General features: G+C 68.8%; 15 protein-coding genes and 1 pseudogene. 9 read left to right on the top strand and 7 right to left on the bottom strand.

The genetic code is table 11. The features are described from left to right. Positions 1–674: 674 nt before the first annotated feature. The 3 genes from ACFVS6_RS14125 (at position 675) to ACFVS6_RS14115 (ending at position 2,632) form a co-directional block, all read left to right on the top strand. Positions 675–932 (top strand): hypothetical protein, encoded by a 258-nt coding sequence (locus ACFVS6_RS14125; protein ID WP_389703642.1) that lies wholly within the window; start codon positions 675–677, stop codon positions 930–932. A 189-nt stretch (positions 933–1,121) separates the two neighbouring features. Then, positions 1,122–1,607, top strand: a complete 486-nt coding sequence (locus ACFVS6_RS14120; RefSeq protein WP_389703640.1) for a hypothetical protein — start codon at positions 1,122–1,124, stop codon at positions 1,605–1,607. Positions 1,608–1,843: 236 nt separating this feature from the next. Continuing rightward, positions 1,844–2,632: an SAM-dependent methyltransferase gene (locus ACFVS6_RS14115; RefSeq protein WP_389703638.1), complete on the top strand. Its 789-nt coding sequence runs from the start codon at positions 1,844–1,846 to the stop codon at positions 2,630–2,632. Here the strand turns inward: ACFVS6_RS14115 and ACFVS6_RS14110 are convergent. The 4 genes from ACFVS6_RS14110 to ACFVS6_RS14095 form a co-directional block, all read right to left on the bottom strand. Further along, a complete protein-coding gene (locus tag ACFVS6_RS14110) occupies positions 2,629–3,591 on the bottom strand; it encodes a helix-turn-helix domain-containing protein (protein ID WP_389703636.1) in 963 nt (320 codons plus the stop codon). The genes ACFVS6_RS14115 and ACFVS6_RS14110 overlap by 4 nt on opposite strands. An 82-nt stretch (positions 3,592–3,673) precedes the next feature. After that, complete coding sequence (locus ACFVS6_RS14105; RefSeq protein WP_389703634.1) at positions 3,674–3,913, bottom strand: DUF397 domain-containing protein; 240 nt, start codon at positions 3,911–3,913, stop codon at positions 3,674–3,676. A gap of 398 nt (positions 3,914–4,311) precedes the next feature. Next, positions 4,312–7,059 (bottom strand): tetratricopeptide repeat protein, encoded by a 2,748-nt coding sequence (locus tag ACFVS6_RS14100; RefSeq protein WP_389703632.1) that lies wholly within the window; start codon positions 7,057–7,059, stop codon positions 4,312–4,314. Further along, on the bottom strand, positions 7,056–7,475 hold the full coding sequence (locus ACFVS6_RS14095; RefSeq protein WP_389703630.1) for a hypothetical protein: 420 nt from the start codon (positions 7,473–7,475) through the stop codon (positions 7,056–7,058). Before ACFVS6_RS14095 ends, ACFVS6_RS14100 begins: the two co-directional genes overlap by 4 nt. A gap of 229 nt (positions 7,476–7,704) precedes the next feature. Between ACFVS6_RS14095 and ACFVS6_RS14090 the strand changes: the two genes are divergently transcribed. After that, the gene (locus ACFVS6_RS14090; RefSeq protein ID WP_389703628.1) at positions 7,705–8,130 is read left to right on the top strand and encodes a hypothetical protein; all 426 of its coding nucleotides are present in this window, start codon (positions 7,705–7,707) and stop codon (positions 8,128–8,130) included. Between the two features lie 455 nt (positions 8,131–8,585). Here ACFVS6_RS14090 and ACFVS6_RS14085 read toward each other — a convergent pair whose 3' ends face one another. The 3 genes and pseudogenes from ACFVS6_RS14085 to ACFVS6_RS14075 all read right to left on the bottom strand — a co-directional run bounded on the left by ACFVS6_RS14085 (position 8,586) and on the right by ACFVS6_RS14075 (position 10,921). Further along, the gene (locus ACFVS6_RS14085; protein ID WP_389703626.1) at positions 8,586–9,224 is read right to left on the bottom strand and encodes a tetratricopeptide repeat protein; all 639 of its coding nucleotides are present in this window, start codon (positions 9,222–9,224) and stop codon (positions 8,586–8,588) included. A gap of 100 nt (positions 9,225–9,324) precedes the next feature. Further along, positions 9,325–9,957 (bottom strand): annotated as a pseudogene (locus ACFVS6_RS14080) (tetratricopeptide repeat protein); the annotation flags it as partial. Positions 9,958–10,027: 70 nt separating this feature from the next. Continuing rightward, positions 10,028–10,921, bottom strand: coding sequence for a serine/threonine-protein kinase (locus ACFVS6_RS14075; protein ID WP_389703624.1), 894 nt, complete (start codon positions 10,919–10,921; stop codon positions 10,028–10,030). A 256-nt stretch (positions 10,922–11,177) separates the two neighbouring features. Between ACFVS6_RS14075 and ACFVS6_RS14070 the strand changes: the two genes are divergently transcribed. The 5 genes from ACFVS6_RS14070 to ACFVS6_RS14050 all read left to right on the top strand — a co-directional run bounded on the left by ACFVS6_RS14070 (position 11,178) and on the right by ACFVS6_RS14050 (position 15,952). After that, positions 11,178–11,783 carry a hypothetical protein gene (locus tag ACFVS6_RS14070; RefSeq protein ID WP_389703623.1) on the top strand — a complete coding sequence of 202 codons (606 nt, stop codon included), beginning with the start codon at positions 11,178–11,180 and terminating at the stop codon, positions 11,781–11,783. A 213-nt stretch (positions 11,784–11,996) separates the two neighbouring features. Continuing rightward, entirely contained in the window at positions 11,997–12,677 is a 681-nt protein-coding gene (locus tag ACFVS6_RS14065) for an HNH endonuclease family protein (RefSeq protein ID WP_389703621.1), read from the top strand. 143 nt (positions 12,678–12,820) lie between these two features. Beyond that, a complete protein-coding gene (locus ACFVS6_RS14060) occupies positions 12,821–13,060 on the top strand; it encodes a hypothetical protein (RefSeq protein WP_389703619.1) in 240 nt (79 codons plus the stop codon). 301 nt (positions 13,061–13,361) lie between these two features. After that, the gene (locus ACFVS6_RS14055; protein ID WP_389703618.1) at positions 13,362–13,886 is read left to right on the top strand and encodes a hypothetical protein; all 525 of its coding nucleotides are present in this window, start codon (positions 13,362–13,364) and stop codon (positions 13,884–13,886) included. A gap of 1,478 nt (positions 13,887–15,364) precedes the next feature. Beyond that, entirely contained in the window at positions 15,365–15,952 is a 588-nt protein-coding gene (locus ACFVS6_RS14050; protein WP_389703616.1) for a hypothetical protein, read from the top strand. The last annotated feature ends 201 nt before the right edge of the window (positions 15,953–16,153 follow it).

Here is a 16,153-nt window from a genome sequence, read left to right as displayed (position 1 = left end):
GGGCACCGCACCACAGGAACGGGTAGGGCATCCCGCTGGGCAAGCCGGCTGTGCAATGTGTCGATTTCTGCGCGGCTCCTGCCACAGTTCTGTCCCGTTGTGAATTACCGCTGATGGAGGCTCCGACCTGCTCAGAGGCAGTGGGGCGAGCGCCGGAGCAGGCCGAATCCCACAACACGTCGTCGCTCAGGTCGCCTCCCCCGGCGGCGTGCGAGTGCCGGGCGAACGACTGGAGGGCGGGCCGGCCGGCGATATCACCGCCCAGGAAGCCCGGCCTGTGCCACGGATGCGGTTGAGACCGTGAAATTGCGTGCGCAGTGCCACCTGACGGATGACATGTAATTCGTTCGAGTGAATGTGAGGCTTCCCCGAAGTGACCCCATTGAGCCCCGATGGCCCCTTAGTTTCATAATCTGACCAGCTGGTTGATGAATCTGCTGCATCTGTGCTGGAAGTGGGCTCTGCTGGGTTGAGTGCGGGGGATGCGGCGGCCGGGACCGGGGTTGCGGATTCCGTTTTCACGGCTGCGGTGTTCGTGGCGTGGGGGGCTGGCCGTCGCTACGGTTCGAGTTCCTGACCCGGACGTCACCCCGACATGGAGAAGGGCCCCGAGGGTTGCCCCCCTCGGGGCCCCGGTGCGTCCGATCAGCTGCCCCTGCCTAAGGAGAACAGCGATGATTGAACGCACGTATCGGAAATTCATGGGACGCTCTCCGTTGCCGCCAGAAAGTACCATTCCGTCTTACTGGCTGCCTCAAACGGAGATTCTTAGCATCCTTTCGGTGGTGCTTCGCTTCGGTTCCGTACTGACCGCAGCCGCGGTCGTGGCGGTGTTGCTGGGGGCGGCGCCCCAGGATCTGCTGCTGATGGTCGCGCCCGCGGCGCTGGCCGACCGCAGCGCGCTGATCCTCACACGTATCCGGCGGTCTTGAGCCCAAGGGCGGCGCCGAGCCTTCGTCGGCGCCGCCCTTGCGCGCGTCCGCCTCCCAGCAGCCTCTCGAACACTTCGTGCGGGACAGGGGGCCTCGCCCTGGGCGTTGCCCGGGCGGGGCGGGATCCGGACATTACAGGGGCACTTTTTTCCTGCCCGCATCCGCCGATGACGACCGGCTGAGGACCTGATGCCCGACACCCCCTCCCCGAACCGCCGACACATCACCGCGCCGCCGCTCTCACCGCGCGGCCCGCAGCCGGCCGGCTGTACACGCGACCTGGCGGGCCTTGCCTACGAGGCGTTCTGCACCACCCACCGGCCCGTCTACTCCCGCTACGCGGCGGCCCGCCTGGGCAGCGACCGCCTGGGAGAGGACGCAGCCCAGGCCGCGCTGCGCGCGCTCGCCCCGCTGTGGTCCTCTGCTCTGACCTGCCCCGCACCGGCGGCGGTGTCCTGGCTGCTGCTCACCGGCGTCGTCAACGCCCAGCCTCGGGCAGGACGCGATTTGGACCGGGGCCTGTCACGGATCCACGCCGACACGGTGATCCTCCACGACCGCCTGGGACTGCCGCGCCGGACCGCGGCCGCGGCGATGGGACTGCCACTGCAGCAGTTCGACATGGTCCACAACGCTGCACTGCGTGCCACGCAAGGCGACACAGAAAATACCTGAAGCATATTCAGAGATGCATTTATGCGCAGGCTGGGCGGCGTGCGCCGAATTCATCGGCGTATGCCGGGCCGCGCTGCCAGATGAAAGGGCGGCCGGTATACGCCCCTGTGCATCACTCCGAGGGGCGAAGGGCTCTAGTCGGGTGCCAACATGCGCTCCTAGCATGGGCCGACCATCGTCGCCGGCCGGAGCCGCAAGAGTGCGGACCGCCACCATCCTGGGGGCCGACCTATTCAATGATCGACGTGAGCAAACCCAGCGTTGCCCGCATGTATGACTACCTGATCGACGGGAGCGACAACTACCCGTCCGACCGGGAAGCCTGCGCCCAGCTGCTGGAGATGGCTCCCTCGACACGGGAACTCGCCCGGATCAATCGGGCCTTCCTCGTGCGGGCCGTCCGCTACCTGGCTCAAGAGGCCGGGATCCGCCGCTTCCTCGACCACGGCTCAGGGCTCCCCACCCGTCCCAACGTCCACCAGGTCGCCCGCGAGACGCACCCGCAGGCCCGCGTCGTCTACATCGACAACGATCCCATGGTCCTGGCCCACGGGCGCGTGATGCTGGAAGAGGACCTGCACACCACCGCGGTGATAGAGGCCGACTTCCGCCACACCGATGAGATCTTCGCGGCGCCTGAAGTCGAAGGCCTGCTGGACGGCGGGCCCGTCGCCGCCCTCTTCGTCTCCGTCCTGCACTGCATCCCCGACAGCGACGACCCCTGGGGCTTGATCAAGGACGTCGCACAACGCCTGCCAGCGGGCAGCTACATGGTCATCTCCCAGCTCGCGAGCGATAACCCGGCCCTGCGGGACGAGGTCACCACCTTCATGAGTGAGATCACCGGCAACCGGTGGGGCCGAGTTCGCAGCACACAGGAAGTGCGGCGCCTCTTCGAGGGCCTCGAACTCGTCGAGCACACCGAACCGGTGGAGGTTTCCACCTGGCGCCCGGACACCGAGCTCTTCCCGCGGCAGCAGACCCAGGAATGGATCGAGTTCGGGGGCGTCGCCCGCATCCCCTAGTGCGGCTCGGCCAGCTCGTCGATCCGGGCCTGCAGGAACCGCATCGTGTCCGCCTTGTTCAAGGAGTGCTGGAACACTCCCTCCAGGGAGGCCTTGTGCTCCAGGAGACGAACCGGGTCCTCCACCCACATCGCGCTGACGTTCATGGCCTCCACGTAAAGCATCTCCGGCGGACCCTCCAGATCGGGCAGCTTCAGCAAAGTCATGGCCGTCGTCAGCGGCGGGCACACGCCCCACGCCTCGGTCGGGAACACCCGCACGTGGACATTCCCGCCCCGCTCGCACCTGCCGTAGACGCGCCGCAGCTGCTCCAGCATCACCGCCCGCCCGCCGATGGGACGGCGCAACGCCGCCTCATCGATGATCGCAGTGAACTCCGGCGCCGAACCCGACTCCAGGATCTGCTGACGCTGTGTCCGTACCTGCCTGCGTAGCTCAAGAAGGCTGCTCTGGGCCGTGGTGTCCTGGCCGAGGTACGGCACCGCGAACACCGCGTTCATGTACGCGGTGGTCTGCAGCAGACCGGGGATGTGGTCTCCCTCAAAGCAGATGATCTCTGTGGCGGCCTCTTCCACGTATCGCAGCTCGTTGAAAGCCGCAGCCACGCCCTTGCTGCCCGGCAGCCGGGGGTTGCCGATGGCCAGGATCTGGCGGACACGGGAGATCACGCTCTCACGCTCTTCGCCGTCCACCCCATACAGGTCCAGGAGCCTGACAATGAGCTTCTCGTCAAACCGGACGTTCGTCGCCCCGTTCTCGATCCGGCACAACTTGGGTGCCGACGAGATGCCCCCGAGCGCCGCGACCTCAGGCTGGGTGTAACCAGCCGCCTTCCGGTGGCGCTGCAGCGCGGCCCCCAACAGGTTCCGCAGGATGGGAGAGACGGAAGAGGCCGGCTCGGATACCCGGCCCGTCCCCTCCCCTCCCACGATCTCAAACGGCCTGGGCCGAGCGCCCACATCATCTCCTTGATCACAGAAATCTCACTGACGCGATCCTGGAGCTCCGCAAGCACGCGACGCAACCCGGGGCCACGCCATTTCAGACAGTCATGGCGTCAAACTCTCCGGCCCCCGCACCCGCGATGAAAGCGATCATCTCCGCGCGCGTGAACACGAGGGCGGGGCCATCCGGGAAACGCGAGTTCCGTAAGGCGACCTGGCCTTCCGTAACCCGTGCAATTTCAACGCAGTTGTTGGTGGCATCACTAGCGTGCGCCTTCACCCACGCCGCTCCGCTGATGGAACTGGCCCGCGTCCCGTTGCTGTACATGGTCTCCATACGACCTCCAGATAGCTCTCGTCAGGGATAATCCCGACCTGCCGCCGCCTGAGGACCCCTCTCGACGTCCCTCAGCACACCCCGTGAAATTTCATGGAGTTGCAGGCGGCGACGAGCCTAACGGCCCCGAATGATGGCCGCTGTCCCCCGAAAGAGCGTTCCTCCAGGTCACTTAATCGTTCAAAAAGAAAGGAGTTCTGGCCATGATCGCCTCTATATGATCACCAAGAAAATGGCCGAAGATACTCCCAAAAATGACGGGCTCACCCCTCGCACCCTGACCAGCGCACCTTCGAGGTTCAAGAAGTCGCGCTTACCGGTCGCCGGGGGTGACGTCCGCACAGGTTCGAGTGCCGCCGCACCTGCAGAGGTTTCTCCCCGGGGGCGCCGTTCCTGCTCTACGGCTGCTTTCTGCGCATTCGGTCTGTGTTGTGGTGGCGGCCGGTGCTGCGATGGATGGCCGCGAGGTTGGTGCGTGCTTGGAGGGTGTCCGGGTGTTCGGCGCCGAGGAGTCGTTCGCTGTCGGCGAGGACGGCCTCTTGCAGGGTCAGCGCGTCGTCGTAGCGTCCGAGGTCTCGGTAGGTGACGGCCAGGTTCGCGCGCGCGTGGAGAGTGTTGGGGTGTTCGGGTCCGAGGAGGCGTTCGGTGTCGCTACAGACGGCTTCTTCGAGGGCCAGTGCTTCGAGCTGGCGGCCGAGTCCGCTGTATGTGACGGCAAGGTTGGCGCGGACGTGGAGGGTGTCTGGGTGTTCGGCGCCGAGGAGTCGTTGGCGGTCGGCGAGGACAGCCTCTCCAAGGAGCAGCGCGTCGTCATAGCGTCCGAGATCGGTGTATGTGGCGGCAAGGTTGGCCCGTGCTTGGAGGGTGTCCGGGTGTTCGGGTCCCAGGAGTCGTTCGCGGTCGGCGAGTACAGCCCTTTGCAGGGTTAGTGCGTCATCGTTGCGTCCGAGGTCGCTGTACGTGGTAGCGAGGTTGCCTCGGACGTGGAGGGTGTCTGGGTGTTCGGGTCCGAGGAGTCGTTCGCGGTCGGCGAGGACGGATTCTTCAAGGGCCCGCGCGTCGTGCGGGCGCCCGAGGGTGCGGTAGGTGGCGGCGAGGTTGGCTCGGGCGTGGAGGGTGTCTGGGTGTTCGGGCCCGGAGAGTCGTTCGCGGTCGGCGAGGACGGACTCTCCAAGGCTTAGCGCGTCGTGCTGGCGCCCCAATGCCCGATAGACGGCGGCGAGGTTGGCTCGGGCGTGGAGGGTGTTGCGGTGTTCGGGTCCGGCGAGGCGTTCGGTGTCGGCGAGGACGGTCTTTTGCAGGGTGAGTGCGTCCAGGTGGCGTCCGAGGTCGAGGTAGGCGGTGGCCAGGTTGGCGCGAGCGGTGAGAGCGGCTGGGTGGTCGGGCCCGAGGACGCGCTCGATGTCGGTGCGGACGGTTTCATGGATTGTGAGTGCCTCGTGGTGGCGTCCGAGGTCGTGATAGGAGGCGGCGAGCTGAGAGCGGGCGTTGAGCGCGAACACGTTGTCGGCGCCGAAGTTGTGGGCGGCTAGCTCAGCAGTCGTCAGCCAATGGTCGTGGGCGTCCTGATGCAGGCCGCCGGCTCTGAGGCTGAAGCCAAGGAGGAAGATCACCGGGTGGACGCCGCCGGTCCAGAGATGCTGTTCGGCGTGGTGGCGTAGGGCGATGGTGTTGGTGCGCATCGCGTGCGCGACATCCCGCGGCACATCGGCGGGTGGCCAGGCGTCCTCCAGGGCATCCGCTGCGGTGATAGCGAGGTTGGCTTGCGAACTGGTGGGGGTGGTTTCACGAACGGCGCGGGCGGTGAGGGCGTGCATGCGGATCTGCCGGAGTGGGCTGTGAGGATCGATGGTGATGAGTGCGTACCGGCGAAGGATCCGCAGCGCATGCACGACCTCCTCCTCGGTGGTCGGCTGCTCGCGGTCCAGGCCGCGCGCCGTGGTGAGGAACGTGGTTACGGATGGGGATGTCCAAAGGGATTCAGGGTGGCCGTCGGCGGCCATGAGTGCGAGCATCCGCACCAGCTGCGTGATGACGCCTACGGGCCCGGCCTGTTCGGCTGCGGCCAAGGACAGGAGTAGGCCGGCGGTCACCTGCCGTTGATAGCTCTCAGTATCCGTCCACTCCGGGAGGACGTCCTCCAACCTGAGTGTCCTATCGCCAAGCCGTTCCAGATAGTCGGCGCAGCTGATCTCTTCGGCCAGGAGGTAGGCGGCTGCGTGCCCCATCGCGAGCGGAAGGTAGCCGAGGGCACGAGCGAGCTCCCCCTCCCTCCCGTCCAGAAGATGCCCGCCACCGTCACCGACGACCCGTTCACTGAGATAGGCGCAGGCCTCCTCGGGGGTGTACACGTCGACGTCGATACGGACGCGGCCACCGCCGGTCAGCCGGGGGTCGTGCAGTCGGGTGGTCGCCAGTGTGAATCCCGTCCCCGGTCGCAGGGGAGGCCACCAGGGGCGTACTGCTTCGACGTCGCTGATGTCGTCCAGGACCACCAGCCATGAACGCGAGGTCGTGGCCAGCCACTCCAGGAACATCCGGGCGTCCTGCTCGGGATCCTCCCCGGTGGCGCCCACAGCCCGAACCCGCAAAGCGGCCTGACCGAAGAGGGTGATGATCTGCGTACTCTCACCGGCCGGCACCCACATCACCAGCTCGGTTCCCTCGGCGAGGGCCTGGTGGGCGTACTGGGCGGCCAACTGGGACTTGCCCACACCGCCCATGCCCGACAGAACCCCGGCGGCTGCCGGCCGGGCCTGCGTCAGTACCGCTCCCGTGCCAGCGTCACGCGCGGCGGCGAGGCGTTCACGCAGCTCGGAGCGCGGCTGGAACGAGGACGCCAACGGGGGCGGTGCCCCCATCAGCAGAGGCCAGGAGACTTCCCGCACCAGCTCGACGGGAAGGAAGAACTGATTGACCGTGCTGTTCTCCCCGAGGGCACTTCCATTGATGTTGCCCCCGGCCGCCACCGCGCGAGGTCCCGCGGTCACCGACCCCGGCCGACCCGGATCCGCCCCACCAGGGCCGCCGGACACCTCCTGCGGCGCGGGCCTCTCCTCCTCCTGCGGCCCGGCCTTGTCCGGGCCGCAGGGGACCGTGGGGGAGAGGTCGTCGTTCCTCTTCCTCGAAAACCAGTTGGGTGTCACTGAACCTGGCTGCCGTCACCCAGGGCGCTGCCCGTGATGTCCCCGCCGGCCGCGATCCCGCCGGGCTCGGCCGTCACCTGCCCACCTCCAGAAGGAGCGATGCCGCCCGCACCCGGCGCGGCCGGAGCAGCCTGTCCACTCACCCGGGAGTTCGCCCCCACAGCACTACCGTTGATGCTTCCGCCGGCCGCGACACCACCCTGCCCCGCCCGAACCCCACCCGAAGTGTTTGCCGGACGAACCAGCGCCACCACCGCGACCACGAACCCCGCGGCAGCCAGACCCGCACCCACGAGACTGGCCACCTTGTCACCCGTATCAAGATCAAACACAAGCACCACGACCAACAACCCCACCACCAGCAACGCGCTCACCACGACCGCGCCCCACACCACCCTGCGCGCCGTACCAGCCACCCCGCACCTCCGCTACGCCCACCGCGACCGACCCCTCTCCGAAGGCTAAACGGCCATCCGAAGGCATGTGGATGCATCGTCGGATATCCCTGGGCGCAGGCGATGCCGCCTCCGGGCCCGGTCCGCGCCTGCTGCTTCCTCCAACGGCGCACTTCGCGTTTGCTGATCAATCCTGAGTAGGGTCCGGCTCGCCTGAAGAACAGACACAACGACTTTGGGGAGCGGGCTTGTGAAGCGCTGGGCACAGTGGGTGGCGGTCGCAGCGGTCGGGGTGCCACTGGCATTCGGCGCGGTCGCGTGTGCCGGGGAGAAGTCCCTGGCGGAGGCCGCGAAGGGTACTTGGGACTGCACGATCGCAGCCGGTGGCCTTGGGAGTTCCGCGACGGTGACCGTCGGGGACGGGACCTACCAGGTGAGCGAAGGAGGCCGCGAGGGCAGCTCCGGAACCTGGCAGCTCTCCGGAGCCAAGCTGGAGGTCAAGGGCGACGACGGCCCGTACCACGTCAGTGGTGTGCCCGAAGAAACGAAAGAGCTGATGGGCATGGAGTTCGGCGAAGGCGGGGGTGAAAAGCTGTCGCCGTGGAGTGTGGGATGGAAGGGCAACACCATCACCTTCCCGTACCACGGCGCCAAGGCCACCTGCCAAAAGATGTAGATCTGAGGGCCCCGGCGTTGCTGTGCCCTGTGCCGGGGAGCGGGGTTGACCACAGCACGCCGCGCGCCTACCGAGCCCTGGAGGGGCAGGTAGGGGTTCAACCTGCCCAGCACCAGAACCAACCGCTACTCCCTCAGCGCCACCACCATCAACGCAGGCCTCCACTTCACCGCCATCCACGCCCCCACCCCGCTCTACTACGTCTTCGGCGACCTCAAAGTCCTCACCCCGCCGAAGTCCTCCACTACACCGACCACGCCCTGCGCCACTCAAGCGGCGCCTACCACCTCGTCAACACCCACCGCGCCCACCTCTTCGACGACGTCTTCGGCCCAGCCGTCGCCCGAGCAGCCTGACGGGTGAACAACCCTGGCCCACAGCCACGCCGCGGCGCAGCACGCCAAGATTTCGCGGGAGGACGCCGGTGCCGTGTTTGTCGGTGGTGGCCGGCACTATCAGGTTGCCTGCGCCGCGGCCCAGAATGCGAGTCTTTCTCGGCAGAAGACCGTGTCGGGATGGTCGGCGCCGAGGATGCGGGTCCGATCGGCGACCAGTGATTCGAACAGGTCGCATGCACCGGCCGGGTCACCTGCCTGTCCGGTGTAGAAGGCCAGTGCCTGCCGGGTGCTGAGGGTGTCGGGGTGGTCGGTACCGAGGACGCGGGTCTGGTCGGCGACCAGGGGTCCGTAGAGGTCACGTGCGCCGGCCGGGTCGCCTGCCTGTCCGGTGTAGAACACCAGGTTGTGGCGGGCGTTGAGGGTGTCGGGGTGGTCTGCGCCGAGGATGCGGGTCTGGTCGGCGATCAGGAGTGTGTAGAGGTCGCGTGCGCCGGCCGGGTCGCCCGCGTCTCCGACGGCAGCGGCCAGGTTGTTTCGGGTGTTCAGGGTGTCGGGGTGGTCTGCGCCGAGGGCGCGGGTCTGGTCGGCGATCAGGGGTGTGTAGAGGTCGCGTGCGCTGGCCGGGTCGCCTGCCTGTCCGGTGTAGAAGGCCACTTGGTGCCGGGTGGTGAGGGTGTCGGGATGGTCGGCAGCGAGTACGCGGATCCGGTCGGGTATCAGCGATTCGAACAGGGTCGCGTGCGCCGGCCGGGTCACCTGCCTGCCCGGTGAGCTGCGCCAGATGGTGTCGTGTCATGAGGGTGTCGGGGTGGTCGGCGCCGAGGATGCGGATCGGGTCGGCGATCAAAGACGCGAACAGGTCGCAGGCGCCGGCCGGGTCACCTGCCTGCGCGGTGTAGAGGGCAAGTTGGTGTCGTGTGATGAGGGCGTTGGGGTGGTCGGCGCCGAGGATGCGGGTCTGGTCGCCGACCAAAGGCGTGTAGAGGTCGCGTGCGCCGGCCGGGTCGCCTGCCTGCCCGGTGAACTCAGCCAGGTGGTGCCGTGTGGTGAGGGTGTCGGGGTGGTCGGCGCCGAGGACACGGAACCGGTCGGCTACCAAAGATGCGAACAGGTCGCGTGCGCTGGTCGGGTCGCCTGCTCCTGCTGTGTAGACGGCCAGTTCGTGTCGGGTGCTGAGGGTGTCGGGGTGGTCGGCGCCGAGGATACGGATCCGGTGGGCGGCCAAGGGCGCGTAGAGGTCGCGTGCGCCGGCGGGGTCGCCTGCCTGCCCGGTGTAGCAGGCCAGGTTGTGTCGTGTGGCGAGGGTGTCGGGGTGGTCGGCGCCGAGGACTCGGATCCGGTCGGCGACCAAGGGTGCGTAGAGGCGGCGTGCGCCAGCCAGGTCGCCTGCCTCTCCGGTGTAGAGGGCCAGGCTGTGCCGGATGGCAAGCGTGTCGGGGTGGTCCGGCCCGAGTAGGAGAATTGAGACTTCTGCTGCGGTCTGAGCCATCCGCTGTGCCATGGCGAAGTCACCACTGTCGGCCGCTGCATGGGATCGCTCTCGAAAATCTTGCACAAGGTCAGTGCCGGGGGGGAGAGGAGGACACATCCTGGCCGGGGCCTGCTGTCCGAGCCTCGTCCGTGGTGGGCAGATCCGGGCCGCCGGCCAGGGAGGTCAGAACTGCAAGGACGTTGCCAGCCGTGCTCGGTCGTGCCCGCGGGCTCTTCTCCAACAACCCAGCGACCAGTGCTTCCAACATCGGCGGGGCATCGGGGCGCACCGTACGCAAGGAACGAGGTACCTCTTCGATATGTCGGCGCATGACGACGTACCGCTGGCCGGTGAAGGGTGGGGTACCGGTGAGGAGCTGGTAGAGGACGCATCCGAACGCGTACAGATCGCAGCGCTCATCCGTCTGCTCGGCGCGCCATTGCTCCGGCGCCATGTAGAGCGCGGTTCCACCGGGTCCATGAGGCCCGGTCAGGCCGGCGGTCAGGCCGGTGGCGCGTGCGATGCCGAAGTCGCAGATCTTCACCTGCCCGTCGTGCAGGAAGAGGTTCGCCGGCTTCAGGTCACGGTGCACCACCCCTTGCTCATGAGCGGCGGCCAGGCCCTCCGCGACCTGGACGGCCAGCGCGACCACCTCCTCCACCGGCAGTCCGCCGGGCGCCCCGGCGATGAGGGCGGCGAGGTCGATGCCTTCGAGGAGCTCCATCACGATGAACATGCGGTCGCCGTCACGCCCGATGTCGTGCACCACCGTGATCCCCGGGTGCCGCAGCCGCGCGCCGATCGTTGCCTCACGACGAAACCGGGCACTCGCCACCGGGTTCTCCACATCGTCACGGATGACCTTCACGGCGACCGGACGCTGGAGGAACTGGTCGAGGCTTCTCCAGACCTCCCCCATTCCGCCCGCGCCGATCCGTTCGACAAGCTCGTATCGGTCGGCCAGCCGGTCTCCTGCTCTCACAACGCCCCCGTGTCATGGTCGTGATCACCCCGTGGTCGCATTCTTCCCGCCGGCAGCCCGACAGTCAGCAGGTTCGACCGGTCGTGACCCGGAACCGACCCGCCGGCGCCCCAAGGCACGACCGGGGTCGCTCCTTCCAGGCCGGCGTCATCTCTTCGTGCATTCGGGTCCGTTCGCCGTGCCGGCTGCGGCATTGTCGGAGTTCGGCGGCGGTCCTGGCCGGGGCCGCCGGAACGTGCGGCGGTGGAGGGGTGTTGTGGGCGAGCGGGAGACGTGGACGGCGGAGGAGTTCGGCAGGTCCCATGAGGGCTGGGTCGGCGTGGTCCTGGCCGACGGCGGGGTTCCGGGGCCGGTGTTCTTCGACTCCGGGTCGGGTGCGAGCGGCCGGTCGGTGTCACAGTGGTCCGTCTACGACGGCCGACGCCTGCGCGGACCGCGGGCGGCCGCGCTGCGCGCGGTCTGTTCCTGCGGTTGGACGGGGGCCGAGCACCCTCTGGACTGGACGCTGATCGGCGACCGGGACCTCGCCGAGGCGGGTGACGGGCAGGCGGACGCGTGTGTGCGGGACTGGGACGGTCACATCGTTGCGGTCGAGGCGACCACCACCCCCCTGCCCGAGGCGATCACCGACCTCCTGGAGCGGCTGGAGGAGGAGATCGAGAAGCTGACGAAGACCGCGCCGGTCGCGGCGGTCCGCGCGGCCCGCCTGATGGAGGTCACCGCGGTACGGGTCGGCTACTGGGCCGCCAACGGCACCCGGACGGACCTGAGCACCGAACAGGCCGCGACCGCACTCGGCCTGAACGAGGACGCCACGCGTTCACTGCTCGCCCGACTCGGCGGCTGGAACCGGTACGCCTGACCCGGTCATGTCGCCGCGAACTCACCGGACGCGGACCCCTCCGGTGGCTTCCAGGTGGCCGATCCCGCCCGGAGGAGTCAGGCCACCATGGAGCGGCGGGAGCGGGGACATGGGGGTGCAGTGGCGTTTCGTCGGTGAACCCGGTGCCCCGGCAGGGTGAACCGGATCCCTGGGGACTGTTGCTGACGTGGTGTGGGCCGATACAAACGGCTCATGATGATCATGATGCGGTCCGTTGTCGCGGCTGCCGCTCTCACCCTGCTTGTGCCCGCTACCGCGGCGTGGGCGGTGGACCGTCCCGCGGGCGTGCCGCAGGTTCTGCCGATGGGGGTGGCCGTCTCGGCGCTTCCGCTCGGGGTCGAGGACCGGACCGGCTACCAGCGCACCAGCTTCAAACATTGGAACTCCGGCGCTCTGCCGTCGGATGGCTGCAACACCCGGCAGGAGGTGTTGCTGGCCGAGGCGATCGAGTACCCGCGGATCGGGCCGGGCTGTGCTTTGACGGGCGGGGTGTGGTGGTCGTACTACGACGATCGGGAGGTGACGTCGGCCGGGGCGTTGGACATCGACCACATGGTGCCGCTGGCCGAGGCCTGGGATTCGGGCGCCGGTTCGTGGACCGCGGCCCGTCGGGAGGCGTACGCGAACGACCAGGGACAGCCGGCCTCACTGGTGGCGGTGACGGCCCGATCGAACCGCAGCAAGTCCGACCAGGATCCGGCGGAGTGGCTGCCGCCGTCGGGCTCGGACGAGGTGCTCTGCCGCTACGGCGCCGAATGGACCGCGACGAAGCTGCGCTGGGGTCTGGCGGTGGATGAGCTGGAGCGGGACCGGCTGCTGGACATCGCGGCCGGCTGTGGTGGCACGGACGTGGAGTTCACCCCGGCCCCGTAGTCGCACATCGCGCCGGGGATCCCGGGCGGGCGGGCCTTCGCTCGGGCAGGGCGATGCCGGACCTCCGGCCCGTGCCCGCAATCCGTTTCCTGCCGCACCCGCCCGACAATTTCCCGGCGGGCGCAACGACGAAGGAGTTCCTGATGACTGCTCCACCCTTCCGCCGTGTGGTTGGCGCGCCCGCGGCAGCCTGCCTGTCGGTCCTGCTGGCGACTCCGATGGCACAGGCCGCTGGTCCCGACCCGGACGGCGGCGGTGAACTGCTGATCCTGTCGAACGAGGAGTACGTCCAGCAGTTCGGGGACCGGTGCGCGCGGGCGGCCGGCGTGCCCGTGCCGGCAGACCGGCTCGCACACGGCGATGGCCGGTCCTCGGCCGGTTAGGGCCTGGCGGAAGTGCGACGCCCGCGGTGGCGGGTATTCCTGGAGTCCTGCGGAGCGGGGGTGGTGATCGTTAGGGTCATGCCCAGTCCGCGCCGGCATGGGGCGTGGGTCAGGACCGGTACCCAGAGCGCTCTGGAGTACGACCGGACCGCCCTCGGCCCCTGACGTCCCCCTCCGTGCGGGATGTCGGGGGCCGTGTCCCGCCCCTCGGACCTGGTGGCACCGGACCGCGACCGCCTGAGGCCGCACTCCGAGCCGATGCTGCCGCGTCACAGTGCGCGGTGTCCGTCGTTGGGCACGGGTGAGCGACAACAATCCCCGCACCGGCAACGTCCGGCCCCTACGACCGGCCGCGCCCGCAACGGCCTGCCGGCTGTGCTCCGACTCCGACAGGACGTCCGTCGAGTCGGCACCCCGCCCCGGGCCGGACGAGTCGACGCTGTGCGCGCCCTGCCGGTTACGTCGACCCGGGCGAAGGCGACCCGGACTCGGCCCGGCCGATCTTGCCTGGCGACGGCTGGAGCGCGATATCGCCCGTCTGAACACCGCGTACGAGCGGGGCCGCTGGATTCCTTCGGCTGATGAGCTGGAGTTCACCGCGGGCCTGGCGCGGATGCCATGGACCGAGCCCGCGATCCGCACCGCTCTGCGCGAGGGCGGCAACAGCGTGCGGGTCGGCCGGCTGGCCCGGCTCCTGGACGGCGACGCGATCACCGTGCTGCGCCATGTGAGCGCGGATGATTACGCGCTGCACGCTCTGCGCCGCCTGGTCGATGTTCTGGCCGCCGAGGCGGAACGCTCGCCGTGGCCGCCCGGGGCTGCCTGACTCGCGGCGCGCCGGCGGGCGTGATCCGCAGGGTCAGGTCCCTCGAAGGGCTACGACTCCAACCCCAACCGCGATGAACTGCGCAAACGTCGGATCCTGCAGCATCTTGGCCGGCTGCTGGCCGACAGCGCGAGCACGTACGGAGCCCCCTACCAGCAGGCCTTCGCCGAACTCGCCGCAACGCACCGCGGCCGGCGCGTCGCCGAGATCCTTCCGCTGCTGTGCCGCGCCGCCGACGACGCGCTGCTCGGCTTTATGGGCGCGGATCTGCGCGAGCAGGCTCAGGTCATCAGCACGGGGGAGCCGTACGTCCTGCGTGTGACGGTGGCCTGACCCCAGGGCCGCATCGGTCGGCCACGGGAACGCGGCTGCCCACCGCTGGCGCCATCGTCGGCGCGGGAGTCTCGGCCGGCCCACTGGGAGGAGGTCAGCCGGGACGGTCGCCTGCCGGGCCTGGGACATGACGCGCCCGGCCGGCAGGCTTCAACGGGCTAATCCAGGGAGAGAGGGGGATGGCGCGAAGTGCAGCTTCTGAGGTCCTTTCCCTTCGCCCTTCCAAGGACCCGTCAGGGGCGGGGACATCCCCAACACGCACACCGTCGCCCGCGTCTTCGAAGCCCGCTGGGGCTTGGCCGAGACCGCCCGTGAGGTGATGCAGCGCACCGTCCGCATCGCCGCGGCGCTCGCGCACGAAGATGCAGACTTCCTCAACCGGCTGTGCGACGCAAGTCTCCGCGTGCACGAGCACCGGGCGATGACGGCACCTTGGTCGGCCACGCGGTCGCGCTCCCCGGCGAACGCGTCGACGCCGGGAGCCGACCGGTCTGGTTCTTCAGGAGCTCCCTCGCCTACGAGCTGTCCCTGCCCGCGTACGGGAGCGCTACGAGGTGCCGAACGCCCGGCGGACTGGTCGCACGCGGAGCGCTTGGTGCGCACGGCCGCGGCCGCGCTCGCCCGTTCAGGCCGGGCCGAGGGCGCCGGCCAGGCCTTCTCCCCGCTATTCGGCGACCCACGTGGAGCCTCGCCACGGTGACGGATCCCAGCCCGATCCGCTCCATGGTGACGGCACGCAGCGATTCGTCAGTCCTGCCCGACCACACCACCGCCCGGCGCGTCGGGCCCGGAGGCCTCTCGAATCTCCGCTTCACCGTCGGGGGGGCCTGGAGCGGTCGGCGGCCCGCCGGGCCGTGTCGAGGTTTCGGCGGGCGGTACGGGTTTTTGCGTCCTCGGGGCGCAGGGGCCGCTCGAAGTCGGCGAGGGTCTCCTCCAGTAACGCTGCGGCAAGGGCGGGGCGGCCGGAGTTCAGATAGGCGATGACTAAGGGCTGTCCCGTAAGCGGCCATCGGGCCTGTGCCTGCAGATGTGGCCGGTCCAGAATGCTGTCGTGACCGAAGACGAGCAGAGCGGCATAGAACCGCGTTCGTTCCTGACATGCGTGGACAGAGGTGGCCCGGCTGCTGGGCGTCGGAGACGTCAGCATGGAGCCGAAGGACCGGCATGCCCGCCACCTCGCCCATGCGGTGCGTAAGCCCCTGCTCGAACGTACAAGGCTCCCTGAGGAGTGGTTCGCCCCGCTGATGGCGGCAGCCGTGTACGACCCGGATCCCAGCTTCTGCCGCTGGTTCGTCGAGCCGGCGGTCTACGCATTCGGACGCCGCCGGGTGATGGCCGCATTGGTCGACTACCTGCGGATCGGCACGGACGCCGAGCGGGCAGGTGCCGTGCGGGCCTGGTACAGCGCCCATGTGCCCTTGCGTGCAGATCGGACTCCAGCGTACGGACCCCGCGGGGTACGTGATCCCGCTCTGGACGAGTCACAGGACATCAAGGCCGCCTGGCTGGAGACATCCCAGGTGTTCGCCGAAGCCACCGACCTGCAGATGCGCCACCGTGTCCTGCTGGGCCTGCCTACCTCCCGCGCGGCATACCCGCCACCCCTGCACGAACTACTTGAAAGCACACTCGCATCCGCCCGCGTCCATCCCGACCCACACATCCGTCGCTGGGCCGCAGCAGCAGACCAGCCCGGCTCTTACCCCTCCCGACAGATACGGGGCAACCCTTAGGTTCTCGCGTGACCTGCGGGTCCGGCGGTGATCGGGCCCGATAGCGCGCTTGCGACCCGCGTAGGCAGAGGAAGGGCGGCCGAAGAGCAAGCAGGACGCGGTCAAGACCATGGTCGTCACGGATGGCGATGGTCGGATGCTCTTCTGCAGCCCGGCCCAGCACGGTAGCTGTGCGGACATCGACCATGCCCGCCAAGTAGC

Origin of the sequence: Streptomyces sp. NPDC057939 (assembly GCF_042887545.1) — a bacterium.
Classification (GTDB): Bacteria; Actinomycetota; Actinomycetes; order Streptomycetales; family Streptomycetaceae; genus Streptomyces.
Note: the sequence above shows the minus strand (reverse complement) of the source record. Positions and strands in the feature narration are given on the sequence as shown.